The sequence below is a fragment of the Idiomarina sp. 28-8 genome (assembly GCF_000320945.2).
Lineage (GTDB): Bacteria > Pseudomonadota > Gammaproteobacteria > Enterobacterales > Alteromonadaceae > Idiomarina > Idiomarina loihiensis.
The window spans coordinates 301,865-317,011 of the sequence record NZ_DF266791.1 but is presented as its reverse complement, the minus strand read 5'-3'; the positions used below and the strand labels follow the sequence as shown (position 1 = coordinate 317,011).

The following is a 15,147-nucleotide window of genomic DNA, read 5'->3' as shown; positions in this document are numbered from 1 at the left end:
TCTTTTTTTGTTTCTGGCTATCTACATCTGCGTTCAGTAAGTTAAATAAAGCTAGCAGATCCTACGGATAGTGGGCGTAGCGTCTGAAGTTAAAACCCTCTGATACATGAGTGTCGAAGGCCATGGATGGCCTTCGTCAAGCCCTCATGGATGAGCTTGTTGCGTCTCCTGTATCAGAGGGTTTTGACTTCTAGCGAAACGCACTATCTGTAGGAGCTTTAACACTTCTTATCGGCTTCCCTTGTTTAGCTGTGCTATTGTTTTCTTATCTGAGAAGTATTGAGAGTCAGCATGTTTGAAGTCATTTATCTTTCCTTAGCGGTATTACTGTTGGTGCTTACCCTGGCGCCATTGTCCCGAGCTCAAGTTTGGTGGATACGTGGTTTGGATTTTCCGCGTTTGCAGCTGTCGGTGTTATTAGCTGCCTTGCTGGTCATAGGGCTCATTGTTATACGTGACTGGAACTCCGTTACGGCAATGGCATTAGGCATCGTCATTGGTTGTCTGGTCTGTCAGCTTTGGTGGGTTGTGCCTTATACCTTTTTCTTTCCTAAGGAAGTTGAAGCGGTCCGGCCGGGTAATGCTAACGGGCGCTTGCGCATTATGACCGCGAATGTTCTTACCCCTAACCATAATAGTGATGGCTTGCTAAAGCTGGTTCATGATTTTACGCCAGATGTGCTGGTCACACTTGAGTCTGATGACTGGTGGCAGGAGAAGCTGGATGCGATTGAACCGGATTATCCGCATACGGTAAAGGTACCTTTGGATAACCTCTATGGCATGCATGTGTATTCTCGTTATGCTTTGTCTGATGTCAGTGTTGAGTATCTGGTTGAAGACGATAAACCGTCGGTACATTGTTTTATTGAGCTGCCTTGTGGACAGAAAGTGAAAGCGCATTTTGTGCACCCTGCGCCACCCAGCCCTTCTGAAAATGAAGAGTCGGCAGAGCGGGATGCTGAACTGGTTCTGGTCGCTCGTCGGGTTGAGCCGGAGAAATATCCGACTATAGTCACTGGAGATTTGAACGATGTTGCCTGGTCGCGCACGACGCTTCTTTTCCGCAAGCTTAGTGGCTTGTTAGACCCTCGTATTGGGCGTGGTATGTTTAATACTTTCCACGCGGAATACTGGTTTGCCCGCTGGCCGTTGGATCATATATTCCACAGCCACCATTTTGCTCTGGTTTCAATGACACGTTTACCGGGGTTTGGGTCAGATCATTTTCCATTACTGACGGAGCTTGCTTTAGCACCGGGAGAAAATGGTGCTGGTGATGGTCCGTCGCCGGATGAAGATGACAAAGAAGCCGCTGATGAGATTGTGAATAAAGCTATGGCTTAAGCTTACGCCGAAAGTGAATGCGTTGAACTAACAGTCCGAAAATAATAAGCATAAGCCCAACTAGCGTACTTGGATAAATGGTTTCGCCAATCACGACCGAGAGCAGCAACAGCGAGATAAACGGCGAAATAAAAATTAAGTTGCTGATAAGTGCCGTATTGGTGGCTGTTTTCATGGCTTTTAACCAGAATAGGAAGGTTATTCCCATTTCAAATAAGCCTACGTAGCTTACCGCTGCCCAGCCTTGCCAGGGTATTGCCGACCAGTCACTCCATATGAAGCTGGCGACAATAAGTATGGGTAAGGCCAAGCCAAAAGAAAGTACTAAGCTAACAACAGAATCGGCGTTACGGCGCGTATTCAGGATCCAGTAGCCAGCCCACAAGAAAGTGGAAATTAACGCCAGCGTAACGCCCCAGGGATCACTGAAGCTAAGCTCCAGCACATTACCTCGTGTGGCAATAACCAATACTCCAAAATAACCTAAGGCGCAGGCAACCCAGTCGCGACGGCGTATGCTTTGTTTTAAAAACAGAGCGGCCATAATGCTAAGGGCAATGGCCCAGGTGTAATTGAGTGGTTGAGCTTCGGAAGCCGGCAGCAGTTTATAAGCCTGAAAAAGCACCAGATAATAAATAAGTGGATTAATAAGCCCCATGAGCAGGTAATACAAGGGCATTTTACGTAGCTCGAGTATTAATTCGCTGGTTTTTTTCTGAATAAGGCAGACCAGCGCGAGAATGACAAAAGAAACACTACTGGCAGCAGTAACCATCTGCAATGGGGTCATGTACTGCAGGGTTATTTTGAATGCGGTAGCCACCGTTGACCATAACAGTACGGCGATGATCGCATAAACAAAGGCTTGTTTATCAGCGGCTATGGTGTGATGGCATGGTGACCCCTTAACTCATACGTCGATGAGTACTGCTGCTTGTTGGTATTCAATCCAGACCAGGGCATTTTGCTGGTACTCTCGTGCGAGGTCAATGGCTGTTTTCTGGTTGAGGCCTAAGACCATAAAACTGGCTTCCGGGGGCCATTGTTTGTCGCGATCCTGACCTTCTCCTGAAAAACAGTGAATTTCAGCCATTTGCTCTAAACGAGTCGCTAATTGCTTATTTCTGCTTTTATTTTCGTTCTTTGTAAGCAGTTGGCTTTGTGGGTTACAGGCTGTGATAAAGCTGCCTGTAGTTTGACCAAGGCGCTCACATAAACGGTCAAAGGCATTATTCTTTTGACCTATAGTCAAAGTGATTGTCTTTTCTCCAACTGCGAACCAATAATCTGTATTTTTATAGCTGTTTAGCAGTTCTTTATCCATGTTTTGACCCGAGTATCGATGCTATGTAGAGTACATAGCAAGAGTTTAGCGTTAACCGTGAAGAGGTTCTATGAACCCCAGTATTAGTGTGATCACTCTAGGTGTTGATGACCTTAAACGTTCACTTATATTCTATCGGGACGGCCTGGGTTGGGAAACCGATGGCATTATAGGTGACGAGTTTGAGCATGGCGCCGTGGTTTTCTTTAAATTACCCAGTGGTCTCAGACTGGCTTTATGGCCACGTAAAAGTATTGCTGCAGAAATGGGCGTTGAAGTTGCCCGTGCAGCGAATGAAGTGTTGTTAAGCCATAACGTCAAGTCGCGCACTGCGGTTGACGACGTTATGGTGGAAGCGGAACGGGCCGGAGCCGATATTCTAAAACCTGCAAAAGACCTGTTTTGGGGTGGTTATGGGGGCTTCTTCAAAGATCCGGATGGGCATATTTGGGAAGTAACCCGGAACCCTGCCTGGAGTGCATAGCAAAAGTAAAAAAATTCATTAGCGAGCCATTGATATATTTAGATTTATCTAAATTTCCACTCAACAAAACGTTCAACAATGATCCTGAATCATTTTGCTGAGCGTATCTTCTTATAATATTTTTTTATTTATTATGAGTAGGAAAGCCCCATGTTTGGCTCAAAAACGAAGTATCAGCTTGCGCAAACCCATAAAGAGCTGAGTGAATACGAGCAACTGATAAACGCCATTGATGGTAATATCGCCCGGATTGATTTCACCCCTCAAGGGTATATTTTAAATGCTAATAACCTCTTTTTGGAAGCCATGGGTTATCGGCTTGACGAGATAGTGTCAAAGCATCACAAAATCTTTTGTGATAACGAGTATGCGTTAAGCACAGCGTACCAGAGTTTTTGGAATAAACTGGCTCAGGGTCAGTCCCATCATGGACGCTTTAAAAGGTTTTGCAATGATGGTAGTGCTATTTGGTTAGAAGCTTCTTACTTTCCGATCAAGAACTCGGAGGGGCAGGTCGAATATATTACCAAAATTGCTAAAGATGTGACCCACGAAGCTTCAGAATTAGAACATCAGGTTGCTGTTAGTACTGCTATTGACAAGTCTATGGCAACAATAGAGTTCTCTCCATCGGGCAAGATTCTTCGCGCTAATAAGAACTTTTTAGATACATTAGGTTACCGGGCAGACGAAATAAAAGGGCGCCATCACAGCTTGTTTTGTGAACAGACGTTTTATGATGAAAACCCCGGCTTTTGGAAAGAACTGAGTAATGGTCAGTTTAAAACAGGGCAATTTAAACGCCTGAGTAAGCATGGGGAGGCGATTTGGCTTGAGGCCAGCTACAACCCCATTTTTGATGAAAACGGGCAGGTGACAAAAGTCATTAAATTTGCCAGTGACGTAACGGCCAGTGTGGTGAAAGCTCAGCAAACTGCGGAAGCCGCTGCGGTGGCTTATTCTACCTCTCAGCAAACGGCTGCCATTGTCAGTGACGGTAAAGCATCGATAGAGGTTTCTGTAGAAACCTCGAATGAGATTTTGTCGAGAAGTAATAAAACCGATGAAGTTATTGAACAACTTCATGAGCAAGCCCGGAGTATTGAAGACATTGTGAAAACGATTAACGGACTGGCAGAGCAAACCAATTTATTGGCGCTTAACGCAGCTATTGAGGCGGCCAGAGCCGGGGAACACGGACGAGGATTCGCTGTTGTTGCAGATGAAGTGAGAAACTTAGCGTCTCGTACGACACAGGCAACCAGTCAAATTTCCGGTGTTATGGAACGCAGTTCTGAAGTTTCGCAGGCGATATCGACTTCTATAGATGATATTCAAAAGATGGCTGAACTGAGCAAAGAGCAAATTGAAAAAGTGAAAAACTTGATAGAAGAGATAGACGAAGGTGCGACGAACGTTGTAAATGCAGTGAGCCACCTTTCATAAGGTGACTCACTGGTTTTTCACATGAGTTTACACTTAGACATTTAGCCCGCAGGGTAAACGTAATTTGCCTGAATACCCAGAGGAAAGCCAAGAGTCCAGTAGAGAATAAGGAAGGCAGACCATAGTATTAAGAGCGCTACAGTATATGGCAGCATCATTGCCACTAAAGTACCTATGCCTGTACCTTTAACATAGCGCTGACAATAAAGAACGACCAGCGGGAAGTAGGGCAGCAACGGCGTAATAATATTACTGGATGAGTCACCGACACGATACGCCGCCTGGGTTAAGTCGGGTGAATAACCTAACTGCATTAGCATAGGCACAAAAATAGGGGATATCAGGGCCCATTTAGCCGATGCTGAACCGACAAATAAGTTAATAAAGGCTACTAAGAAGACGATACCGACCATAGTGACCCCACCGGACAACTCCAGACTGGCCAGGAAGTTAGCGCCTTTAACGGAAATTAAAGTGCCGAGTTGTGAGTCTCCAAACGCTTTTATGAATAAGGCACAGAAGAACGCCATAACCATATAGTAGGCCATGCCTTCCATTGACTTAGTCATTGCGCCGATAACGTCCTGGGAGTTGGTAAAGTTACCGGAAACATAACCGTGAACAATACCTGGGATAATAAACAGCAAGAAAATTAGCGGTACAATCATACCCATAAGAGGTGCTGAGTAAGATGCCAATTCACCGGTTGCCGGGTCAGCCAGAGGAGTATTTTCAGCCGTTGCTGAGAAATACAACAGAGTCAAACCTACCGCCATGGTAATTACGCCAGCATAAAATGCTTTGCGGTCTCGCGGGGAGACGTCGTCTAACGCAGGCATATCTTCGGCGTCACCATCAATTTCGGCACTGCGTAACCGGGGCTCAACTACCTTGTCCGTCAGGAACCAGCCAATGGCAACGACGACAATTGACGATGCGGCTGTAAAGTAATAGTTATTCAGTGGGTTTAACTGCATGTCGGCGTCAATAATTTGCGCGGCACTTTCAGTAAAGCCTTGCAGTAATGGGTCGATTGCCGAAGGTACGAAGTTGGCACTGAAGCCGCCGGAAACACCAGCAAAGGCTGCAGCAATACCTGCCAGCGGATGTCTGCCGGCCGCGTAGAAAATAACACCGCCTAAAGGAATAACCAGAACATAGCCAGCATCAACTGCCGTATGGCTGACTATAGCAACCAGAATCAAAACCGGCGTCAGCAACATTTTCGGCGTAACGTTCAACATGAGTTTTATGGCAACATTAATAAAGCCCGAGCGTTCGGCTACACCCACACCCAGCATAGCTACCAGCACAACCCCCAGGGGGGCAAAACCCATAAAGGTATCAACCATATTGGCAAGAAAAGCCGCAAATTCGGTGCCGCTTAATAAGTTGATTACGCCAATAGAGTCACCCGTAAGCGGGTGCTTCTCATCAAAACTCACGCCGGACAACAGCCACGACATTACCCAGACAATGATTAATAAGCCAAAGAACATGACGGCCGGATCGGGCAGTTTATTACCGACCTTTTCAACGCCGTCTAAAAGGCGATTTAACAGACTGTCCGGTTTTTCTTTTTGCGAACGGTCTGGTTGTGGAGATTGAGCCATGGTGAAACCCCTGGTTGTTATTTTATTGGTCTAATTATTATGCGCAGGTATCATAACCATTATTGTAAGGTGGAACAAAGCGAACAAGGTGAAAAAGTGTCAATGATTTGTGGTACAGATGAAGCGGGTCGTGGACCTATTGCCGGGCCGGTTGTGGCAGCTGCTGTAATTTTGGACCCGGACAACCCAATTGAAGGCCTTAACGACTCAAAAAAACTGAGCGAGAAAAAGCGTGAAAAGCTGAGTCTGGAAATAAAAGAAAAAGCACTGTACTGGACTATTGCTCAGTCTGACCCCGACGAAATAGAAGCCATTAATATTCTCTGGGCGTCGATGAAAGCCATGCAGCGAGCCGTGGAAGCACTGCCGGTAAAACCCGATATGGTGCTGGTGGACGGTAACCGGGTTCCGGAGCTAAATGTACCGGCAAAAGCTATTGTTGGCGGCGATGCCAGCGAACAATGCATTGCTGCCGCTTCAATTTTAGCGAAAGTAGAGCGGGACAGGCAGATGCTCAAGTGGCATGAATTGTACCCACAGTATGAATTTGATAAACACAAGGCTTATGGTACGCCCAAACACCTGGAATTATTAGAGAAGTACGGGCCGTGTCCTATACACCGTAAAGGCTTTAACCCGGTTAAGCGGGTCCTTGCTAACTTGTGATTTAACCCGGAAATTCATACAATAGACGGCTATTCATTAAGCTCTTTCAGGAAGTTGGAATTCGCCATGCAGTCTATCCCGCACGTTGATATGCGCCGTTACCAGAATGATTTTGATGCTTTTACTCAAGATGTCGGTAATGGTTATGAAAAATACGGTTTTATTGCCTTAACCCAGCACGGTGTCGATACCGCGCTTATTGAACGAGCATTGGATACCTGTCGCGAATTGTTTGCCTTACCTGAAGACGTGAAAAAACAATATCATCGCCCGGGTCAGGGCGGTGCCAGAGGCTACACGCCCTTTGGTACTGAAGTGGCTAAAGACGCCAAACATGTCGACTTAAAGGAGTTCTGGCATGTGGGTCGTGAAATTGAAGGCGAGCCGCCGTACTCGCAGCTATTGCCAAACGTCTGGCCACAAGAGTTGCCTAAATTTAAAGACGATATGCTGGCTATTTATGCGGCTTTGGATAACCTTGGTAATCAGGTGCTGGAAGCTCTGTCCGTTTATTTGGGGCAGCCAAAAGACTTTTTCCGCAACAAAGTGAATAACGGCAATTCAATTTTGCGGCCTTTACACTATCCTCCTATTATTGATGAAGATACGCCATCGGTTCGTGCTGGTGCGCATGAAGACATCAACGTCCTGACGCTATTGGTGGGGTCACGTGAACCTGGCTTAGAAGTGTTAGCGAAAGACGGCACCTGGGTGCCGGTAACTATTATTGAAGGTGCTATTATCTGTAACGTGGGTGACATGCTGCAGCGCTTAACGAATCATGTACTGCCATCGACAACGCACCGAGTGGTTAATCCTCCGGCACCATTTAATGAAAAGTCGCGTTACTCAATACCCTTCTTTTTACATTTTAATCCGGATGTGATGATCACGCCGCTGGAAAGCTGTATTTCAGATGAAAACCCTCAGCGAGATGAACCTATTACAGCTGATGACTATCTAATGCAGCGCTTACGTGAAATTGGTTTGATAAAAGACTAAAAGGAACAGCTGGTGAAAACAGGCGAGTTTAATCTAAAACGCATAGTTCGGGGTGTGGCTGCTGTCACTGTTTCTGCATTATTAATCAGTTGCGCATCTGCTCCGCAGGAGCCTGAAAGCAATGAGTTTCGGTTGACGTTGCTGCACATTGACGACCACCATTCTAATTTGGACGCCAAACGGCAAACCTTAGTGTGGGGAGAGCAGGAGTGGCAAGTGGAAGCCGGCGGTTTCCCTCGTGTTGGCGCGCAAATCAAAAAGCTACGCGCGGCTAACGAAAATGTACTGACATTGCATGCCGGTGACGCCCTGACAGGCAGCTTATATTTCACCTTGTTTGGCAGTGAAGCCGACGCCCGCATGATGAACAACGTCTGTTTCGATGCCTTCACTATTGGTAACCATGAGTTTGACACTGGCGATGCCGGACTGGCCGAGTTCCTGCAGGAGTTGGGGACTGAAAGCTGTCCCACCGTGAAGCTTGGAGCAAATATTAAGCCAAAAGTTGGGCAGTCGGCTCTAACCCCCGAGCGCGAATGGCAAATGTTTCAGCCCTACACAATAGTCGAACGTGGCGGTGAAGAAATTGCCATTATAGGTCTGGATATTGCCAGTAAAACGAAGAAGTCATCGCAGCCCGATGAATCGACTGAGTTTTTAGACGAGCTGGAAACGGCGCGCAAGTATATTGCGGAAATTCAACAGCAGGGTATCGAAAAAATAGTGCTGCTAACGCACATCCAGTATGAGCGGGACAAAGAGCTGGTGCAGCAGTTACCGGGCGTGGATATTGTTATTGGTGGTGATTCGCATACGCTGTTAGGCGATTTCAGTGATTTTGGTATGGAGTCTGACGGGCCTTATCCAACCGAACTGACCAATGCTGACGGCGACAAAGTTTGTATTGGCCATGCTTACCAATATTCATTGGTGGTTGGCGAGATGCAGGCGGTATTTGAAGGTGACAAAATTGCAGAGTGCGGCGGACGTCCGCATTACCTGCTGAGTGACGACATTCAGGTCAGCGACGGCATTGTGACAACTTACGAGCCGATTAAAACCGCACTGGAAGAAAGTGACGTATTCAGCTTTGTTGAACCTGACGCTGAGCTGCAAAGCATGTTGCAGGAGTATCAAGGCAAAGTTGAAGAGTTTTCTGCCGAAGTGCTGGCGCAGGTGCCACAGCAAATTTGCAGTCAGGAAATTGATCTGCCGAGACGCGATGGTTGTGCTGACATCCTGAGTTCTGGTGCTCACCGTCTGGTTGCTGAAGCTTTCCTGAACTCAGTGCCGGAAGCTGACTTCGCTATTCAAAATGGTGGTGGTGTCCGCTCTGGTATTAGCCAGGGAGACTTCACAGTGGGCGACGCTTTCAATGTGCTGCCTTTTGCGAATACTCTGGTTAAGCTGGAACTGAGCGGCTCTGAGTTCAAACAGGCAATGGAGGAAGCGCTGGCTTATTCTATTTCTGATGGTGGTTCAACTCGAGCTTACCCCTATGGTGCCGGTATTCGTTACTCGGTGGACTTAACTAAAGAGAAAGGCAGCCGCGTGTCTAACCTGCAAGTGTGGGATAAAGGCAGTAAGAGTTGGCAGCCAATGACCGCCAGAGCCACCTACGTGATGGTGACAAACAGCTTTATTGCAGGCGGTCAGGACGGTTATGACACCTTTTATCGAGTCAGTGAGCGCGGACGTGCCCGCAATACGGGAATAGATTATGCTCAGTCACTGGTAGATTATGCCAGAGAGCAGGAGGTTCTGAAGCGTCCGCAAGAATTTGCCACGCAGTCGTATGTTCCTGTGGGAGATAAATAATGGCTCGATCATTCGAGCCAGCCCCTGTTTCCGATAACGCCAGATTCGATTTTATAGTTGTTATTCTGGCGTTATTGACGGCCTTTGCGCCACTCTCCATTGATATGTATCTCCCTGCTTTCAGCGCTATTGCGTCGGACTATGCGACCGATACACATCATGTTGAACTGTCGCTGACGGCTTTTTTCTTTGGGCTTTTTATTGGCCAGTTATTGTATGGTACGGCGACCGATAAGTTTGGGCGTAAGAACCCGCTGTATATCGGTTTGGCTATATACGTGGTGACATCCATTGGCTGTGCTTTTGCGCCGGATATTCAGTGGCTTATTGCTTTACGTTTTCTGCAGGCGATAGGGGCTTGTGCCGGTATCGTTATTGCAAGGGCTGTAGTGCGTGATTTGTATACCCCGCAGGCTTCGGCTCGTGTGTTTTCATTCCTGATACTGGTAATGGGAGTTGCGCCTATTCTGGCACCTCTGTTTGGTGCCTATGTAACCGAATGGATGGGATGGCGTGCTCTGTTCTTAATTGTCGCCGGCTTAGGTGTGGCTTCAGCCGTGACTATCCATTTTGTTTTGCCGGAAACCCGCGGGCGCCGCTACGACGTGCGCATGCGAAATACGGGCAGCACTTACTGGGCGGTTTTGCGAGACCCTTCTTTTCTGCGTTATTCGTTAACGGGCGCTATCGCTCAGTCGGGGTTGTTTGCCTACATCACCGGCTCACCGAAGATGTTTATTGAGGTTTTTGGCCTTGAGCCCATGCACTACAGTTGGCTGTTTGGATTAAACGCTATTGGTATTATTGGTTTTTCGCAGCTTAATGGCTGGTTACTAAAGTACCACTCCTCACGCAAGATCCTTAATTTTTCCTTACCGGTGTTGGCCGTGGTGTCCATTGTAATGTGCGTTATGGCGTATTTTAATGCCGGCTTCTGGGGAATATTGCTGCCGTTATTTGCCTATATTTCGACTTTAGGCATGGTTTTCCCAAATGCTATGGCTGGGGCTTTGGCTGAACAGAAAGAGCGCGCAGGTTCGGCGTCTGCCGTAACCGGTAGCTTACAGTTTTTAATTGCGGGTTTGGTTTCTGCCGGGGTGAGTCAGGCAGGCTCCTTTACTGATTATGCCATGGCCTGGGTCATTGGTGTGGCCGGCTTACTCGCAGTAATTGCATACCGCGTAATGCGCCGGCCGGAATAAGCTTTTTAGTTATAATAAGTCGGTGCGGCTGGTCCTACAGGGAATCCAAAGACAAAGACCCAAAGGAAGAAAAGCACCGACCAGCCAACAAAGAAGAACATAGAATAAGGCAACATCATGGCAACCAGAGTGCCAATGCCTAAATCCTTCTTGTAACGAGCCGCAACGGCCAATATTAAGCCAAAGTAACTCATCATTGGGGTAATAACGTTAGTGACTGAGTCACCAATGCGGTACGCCGCCTGAATTACTTCTGGTGAGTAGCCAACCAGCATCAGCATCGGCACAAAAATAGGAGCGGTAATAGCCCACTGCGCAGAAGCCGATCCCAGCATCAGGTTAACGAAGCCACAGACCATAATGAAGAACAAGAAAATGATAGGTCCGGTCATGCCAATATTGGTCAGAAACTCCGCGCCATTAATGGCAAAAATAGTCCCGAAATTCGTCCATTTAAAGAAGTTAACGAATTGAGCCGCAAAAAATACCAGCACAATATACATGCCCATAGTGCTCATGCTGTGCGACATCGCATCGATAACATCGCGATCGTTTCGCATGGTCTCAACCGTGCGACCATAGACGAAGCCGGGAATGGCGAAAAAGAAGAAGATGTAAACAACCACGCCTTTCAGGAACGGCGAACCTTTAACATCACCGGTTTCCGGGTGACGTAAAATACCCCACTCAGGTACAACGGTTAATGCCAGAATACCGGCAAGAACCAGAACGCTTAACCCGGCGTAAATTAATCCTCGTTTTTCCTGTTTGTTCAGAGGGTCCATTGAGGATTGATCGGACAAATCAATAGAGGCTTCGTCTTTGTTGTATTTACCGAGTTTAGGTTCGACAATTTTGTCGGTTATCAACGCGCCCATAATGGCAATTAAGAAGGTACTGACCATCATAAAATACCAATTGGCTTCTGCGCCAACGGTATAGGCTGGGTCAATAATTTTAGCGGCTTCTTCAGTAATACCCGACAGTAAAGGGTCTACTGTACCAATTAGCAGGTTGGCACTGTAGCCTGCGGAAACCCCGGCAAAAGCGGCCGATAAACCGGCTAAAGGGTGACGCCCCAGACCGTAGAAAATCATGGCAGCAAGTGGTACCAGTACAACATAGCCCAGTTCTGCTGCTGTGTTAGAAATAACACCGGCAAAGACAATGGTTACGGTTACCAGGCGCCGCGGGGCTTTCATGACCAGCCCGCGCATAGCCGCAGAAATTAAGCCTGAGCGCTCAGCAACACCAACACCTAAAAGAGCAACTAACACAGTCCCTAAAGGCGTGAAGCCGGTAAAGTTGGTGACCAGGTTAGTGACAATGCGTTGTATTCCCTCAGCATTCAGCAAGCTGACCGCTTTGATAACAGTTTCACCATCTCTGGGGTCTACTGCGCTGACACCAAAATAAGCAGCGATGCCACTAATGAAAATAATGAATAAGCAGAAAACGGCGAATAGGGTAATGGGGTGGGGTAACAGGTTACCAAGCCACTCAACGCCGTCGAGAAAACGGGTAAACCAGCCTCGTTTGCTGGTCGCGTTATAGTCATTATTGGGAGACTGCATAACTCGCGCCTTTATTATAAGTTTTAGACCAGCGTAGGATTCTAGCATAAAAAAACGGCGCCGCTGAAATCAGGGGCGCCGTTTGCAGGTTAACCTTCAGCTGTTATGCAGCTTCGTCTTTCTTAAGGTTTTTCAGGGCATAATCGAATGCTGCCTGACCGGCTAATAAATCTTCCGGAGCAAAGTCATCAACGTTAATGGTACGCAGGCGACCAACTTCCGTGCGCTCAAGCAGAGCAACTTCGTCGTCACTCAATACGCCCAGCTCTTTACCTTTAGCGGCCAGCTGGTCTAATTGAGTAAAGCTGAAGCGTTTACCGGCTGCTTTACAAACTTTGTCGTACAGTGGCTCTGAGGCAATCACGTTTTTCAGGGTTTCTTCAAGGAAACCAAAGTGACCTTCAGGGCTCAGGAACTGGCCTTCACCTAAACGCGTACGAACGTCGTTTGGTGACATAAGCATACGGGCAATTTCATGATCGTTTTTATCTGTAGGACGTTTAGCAATACGGCCTAACGGATACATAACGGCGCGCATGAAGCTGCCAACACCACCGAAGTTCGCCAGCATTTCCAGCTGTGCTTCCTGTAACTTATGCAGAGTGTCCTGCATAGCCCAGTGAACTAACGGTAAGTCTTCTTTAATGCGACCCTGGTCGTGATAACGCTTCAGCACACAAGAACCGATGTACAAGTAGCTGAGCATATCACCTAAGCGCGCAGAAACTCGTTCCTTGCGTTTAAGACTACCACCCAGTTTACCCATAGCAATGTCTGACAATAATGCCATGTTGGCACTGAAGCGGTTCATCTGCTGGTAGTATTTACGGGTTTCGTCGCTAGCCGGAACAGAGCTCAGGCGGTGACCACCAAAACCATAGAACAGTGAACGAACAAAGTTACTGATGGCAAAGCCAATATGACCAAACACGGCTTTATCAAATTTCTTCAAGGCATCCGGGCCTTTTTCAGCCGAGGCTTCCATTTCTTTCAAAACAAATGGGTGGCAACGGATAGCGCCCTGGCCGTATATCATCATACTGCGGGTAAGAATGTTGGCACCTTCTACTGTAATGGCGACCGGAACACCCTGGTAACCACGACCAAGATAGTTATTCGGTCCTAAACAGATACCTTTACCACCGTGAACGTCCATAGCGTCGTCCATGCAAGCACGTAGCTTCTCAGTCATGTGGTATTTCGCAATGGCACCGATAACGCCAGGCTTCTCGCCTAAATCAATACCTTTGGTGGATAACATAGTCACCGCATCCATCAGGTACGCGTTACCACCTATGCGAGCCATTGGCTCTTCAACACCTTCCATTTTACCAATAGGTAATTTGAACTGACGACGGATGCGTGAGTAAGCACCAGTTGCCAGAGCCATTTGCTTAATGCCACCGGCACTGTTTGAAGGCAAGGTAATTGAACGGCCGACTGACAGACATTCAACCAGCATACGCCAGCCCTTACCGGCCATTTTCTGTCCACCAATAATGTAATCTAATGGAACGAAGACGTCGTTACCGCGGATAGGACCGTTCTGGAACGGCACGTTCAGCGGGAAGTGACGGCGACCAATTTCAACACCTTTGGTGTCGCGAGGAATAAGCGCACAGGTAATACCCAGCTCTTCTTCTTCACCAATAAGGTTGTCAGGGTCGTACATTTTAAATGCCAGACCTAAAACAGTAGCTACTGGTGCTAAGGTAATGTAGCGCTTATTGAAATTCAGTTTAATACCGACAATTTCTTCGCCGTTCCACTCACCTTTACACACCACACCTGAGTCAGGAATAGCGCCTGCGTCAGAACCGGCTTCCGGGCTGGTTAGTGCGAAACAGGGAATTTCGTCACCGCTGGCTAGGCGTGGCAGGTAATGGTCTTGCTGTTCTTTGGTACCATAATGCTGCAACAATTCGCCCGGGCCTAATGAGTTAGGTACGCCGACGGTTGAGGCCAGCACGGTGCTGACACCGGCAAGCTTCTGTAGAACACGAGACTGTGCGTAGGCAGAAAACTCCAGACCACCGTATTCTTTCTTGATGATCATGGCGAAGAATTTCTCGTCTTTAAGATACTGCCAGACGTGCTCAGGCATGTCTGTTAATTCGTGGGTCACTTCCCAGTCGTCCAGCATTTTGCAGACTTCTTCACATGGGCCTTCTAAAAAGGCTTTTTCTTCAGCCGTTAGCTCGGCTTTAGGTACCTTATGAAGTTTTGACCAGTCAGGGTCACCACTGAATAAATCGCCGTCCCACCAGACCGTACCGGCTTCCAGTGCATCACGCTCGGTATCAGACATTTCTGGCATTACTTTGCGATATGCGCTAAGAATAGGCTTAGTCAGCAGGTTTAAACGAATTGGCGCTATGTTAAGCGGAACCAGAACAATTGCCAGAATAGCCCAAAGCACCGGGCCAACAATGTCGATTGCGCTACCAATAGCGAACATAATAACCAGACCGGCGCTGAACATAGCCAGGCTGGCTCGTTTGTAGATTAATGCAGCCGCGACTATAACAGTAGCGACAATCCAAAGTGCAATACTCATAATGTAATACTCCGATTTGGAGGTCTGACCAGTGATACTGTGCAAGTTAGATCAACCGGAGTATATTTTCAAGGAAAAATTGAACGGGCGTTTGAATTTTGTTGTCAATATAAA

Annotated in this window: 12 protein-coding genes; 7 read left to right on the top strand and 5 right to left on the bottom strand. The window is 47.4% G+C overall.

Going from position 1 to position 15,147, the window contains the following annotated elements:
* The first annotated feature begins 291 nt into the window (after positions 1 to 291).
* Positions 292 to 1,347: an endonuclease/exonuclease/phosphatase family protein gene (locus RJ32_RS09445; RefSeq protein WP_034821627.1), complete on the top strand. Its 1,056-nt coding sequence runs from the start codon at positions 292 to 294 to the stop codon at positions 1,345 to 1,347.
* Here RJ32_RS09445 and RJ32_RS09440 read toward each other — a convergent pair.
* Complete coding sequence (locus RJ32_RS09440) at positions 1,337 to 2,197, bottom strand: DMT family transporter (protein WP_268766516.1); 861 nt, start codon at positions 2,195 to 2,197, stop codon at positions 1,337 to 1,339. The two genes, RJ32_RS09445 and RJ32_RS09440, sit on opposite strands and share 11 nt — an antisense overlap.
* 60 nt (positions 2,198 to 2,257) lie before the next feature.
* Positions 2,258 to 2,671 (bottom strand): DUF3293 domain-containing protein, encoded by a 414-nt coding sequence (locus RJ32_RS09435; RefSeq protein ID WP_034821621.1) that lies wholly within the window; start codon positions 2,669 to 2,671, stop codon positions 2,258 to 2,260.
* A 70-nt stretch (positions 2,672 to 2,741) separates the two neighbouring features.
* Between RJ32_RS09435 and RJ32_RS09430 the strand changes: the two genes are divergently transcribed.
* Positions 2,742 to 3,155 (top strand): VOC family protein, encoded by a 414-nt coding sequence (locus tag RJ32_RS09430; RefSeq protein WP_034821619.1) that lies wholly within the window; start codon positions 2,742 to 2,744, stop codon positions 3,153 to 3,155.
* A 150-nt stretch (positions 3,156 to 3,305) separates the two neighbouring features.
* The gene (locus RJ32_RS09425) at positions 3,306 to 4,601 is read left to right on the top strand and encodes a PAS domain-containing methyl-accepting chemotaxis protein (RefSeq protein ID WP_034821616.1); all 1,296 of its coding nucleotides are present in this window, start codon (positions 3,306 to 3,308) and stop codon (positions 4,599 to 4,601) included.
* Positions 4,602 to 4,642: 41 nt separating this feature from the next.
* Here RJ32_RS09425 and RJ32_RS09420 read toward each other — a convergent pair whose 3' ends face one another.
* Positions 4,643 to 6,214, bottom strand: coding sequence for an AbgT family transporter (locus tag RJ32_RS09420; protein WP_082815457.1), 1,572 nt, complete (start codon positions 6,212 to 6,214; stop codon positions 4,643 to 4,645).
* On the opposite strand from RJ32_RS09420, the gene rnhB reads away from it, so the two are divergent.
* The 4 genes from rnhB (at position 6,206) to RJ32_RS09400 (ending at position 10,902) form a co-directional block, all read left to right on the top strand.
* Entirely contained in the window at positions 6,206 to 6,880 is a 675-nt protein-coding gene (gene rnhB, locus RJ32_RS09415; protein ID WP_201029212.1) for a ribonuclease HII, read from the top strand. The genes RJ32_RS09420 and rnhB overlap by 9 nt on opposite strands.
* 66 nt (positions 6,881 to 6,946) lie before the next feature.
* Positions 6,947 to 7,882 carry an isopenicillin N synthase family oxygenase gene (locus RJ32_RS09410; protein ID WP_034821613.1) on the top strand — a complete coding sequence of 312 codons (936 nt, stop codon included), beginning with the start codon at positions 6,947 to 6,949 and terminating at the stop codon, positions 7,880 to 7,882.
* 12 nt (positions 7,883 to 7,894) lie between these two features.
* On the top strand, positions 7,895 to 9,700 hold the full coding sequence (locus RJ32_RS09405; RefSeq protein ID WP_034821609.1) for a bifunctional UDP-sugar hydrolase/5'-nucleotidase: 1,806 nt from the start codon (positions 7,895 to 7,897) through the stop codon (positions 9,698 to 9,700).
* Complete coding sequence (locus RJ32_RS09400) at positions 9,700 to 10,902, top strand: multidrug effflux MFS transporter (protein ID WP_034821606.1); 1,203 nt, start codon at positions 9,700 to 9,702, stop codon at positions 10,900 to 10,902. The genes RJ32_RS09405 and RJ32_RS09400 overlap by 1 nt, the downstream gene beginning before the upstream one ends.
* A gap of 5 nt (positions 10,903 to 10,907) precedes the next feature.
* Here RJ32_RS09400 and RJ32_RS09395 read toward each other — a convergent pair whose 3' ends face one another.
* Together RJ32_RS09395 and fadE are read right to left on the bottom strand one after the other, a co-directional pair.
* Positions 10,908 to 12,476 carry an AbgT family transporter gene (locus RJ32_RS09395; RefSeq protein ID WP_034821604.1) on the bottom strand — a complete coding sequence of 523 codons (1,569 nt, stop codon included), beginning with the start codon at positions 12,474 to 12,476 and terminating at the stop codon, positions 10,908 to 10,910.
* Between the two features lie 103 nt (positions 12,477 to 12,579).
* On the bottom strand, positions 12,580 to 15,033 hold the full coding sequence (gene fadE / locus RJ32_RS09390) for an acyl-CoA dehydrogenase FadE (protein ID WP_034821602.1): 2,454 nt from the start codon (positions 15,031 to 15,033) through the stop codon (positions 12,580 to 12,582).
* Positions 15,034 to 15,147: the final 114 nt, after the last annotated feature.

What these genes read in the sequence shown, in the direction of transcription:
- RJ32_RS09445 (WP_034821627.1), top strand. Translation starts at nt 292, where the DNA reads ATGTTTGAAGTCATTTATCTTTCCTTAGCGGTATTACTGTTGGTGCTT.
- RJ32_RS09435 (WP_034821621.1), bottom strand. Translation starts at nt 2,671, where the DNA reads ATGGATAAAGAACTGCTAAACAGCTATAAAAATACAGATTATTGGTTC.
- RJ32_RS09430 (WP_034821619.1), top strand. Translation starts at nt 2,742, where the DNA reads ATGAACCCCAGTATTAGTGTGATCACTCTAGGTGTTGATGACCTTAAA.
- RJ32_RS09425 (WP_034821616.1), top strand. Translation starts at nt 3,306, where the DNA reads ATGTTTGGCTCAAAAACGAAGTATCAGCTTGCGCAAACCCATAAAGAG.
- RJ32_RS09420 (WP_082815457.1), bottom strand. Translation starts at nt 6,214, where the DNA reads ATGGCTCAATCTCCACAACCAGACCGTTCGCAAAAAGAAAAACCGGAC.
- RJ32_RS09410 (WP_034821613.1), top strand. Translation starts at nt 6,947, where the DNA reads ATGCAGTCTATCCCGCACGTTGATATGCGCCGTTACCAGAATGATTTT.
- RJ32_RS09400 (WP_034821606.1), top strand. Translation starts at nt 9,700, where the DNA reads ATGGCTCGATCATTCGAGCCAGCCCCTGTTTCCGATAACGCCAGATTC.
- RJ32_RS09395 (WP_034821604.1), bottom strand. Translation starts at nt 12,476, where the DNA reads ATGCAGTCTCCCAATAATGACTATAACGCGACCAGCAAACGAGGCTGG.
- fadE (WP_034821602.1), bottom strand. Translation starts at nt 15,033, where the DNA reads ATGAGTATTGCACTTTGGATTGTCGCTACTGTTATAGTCGCGGCTGCA.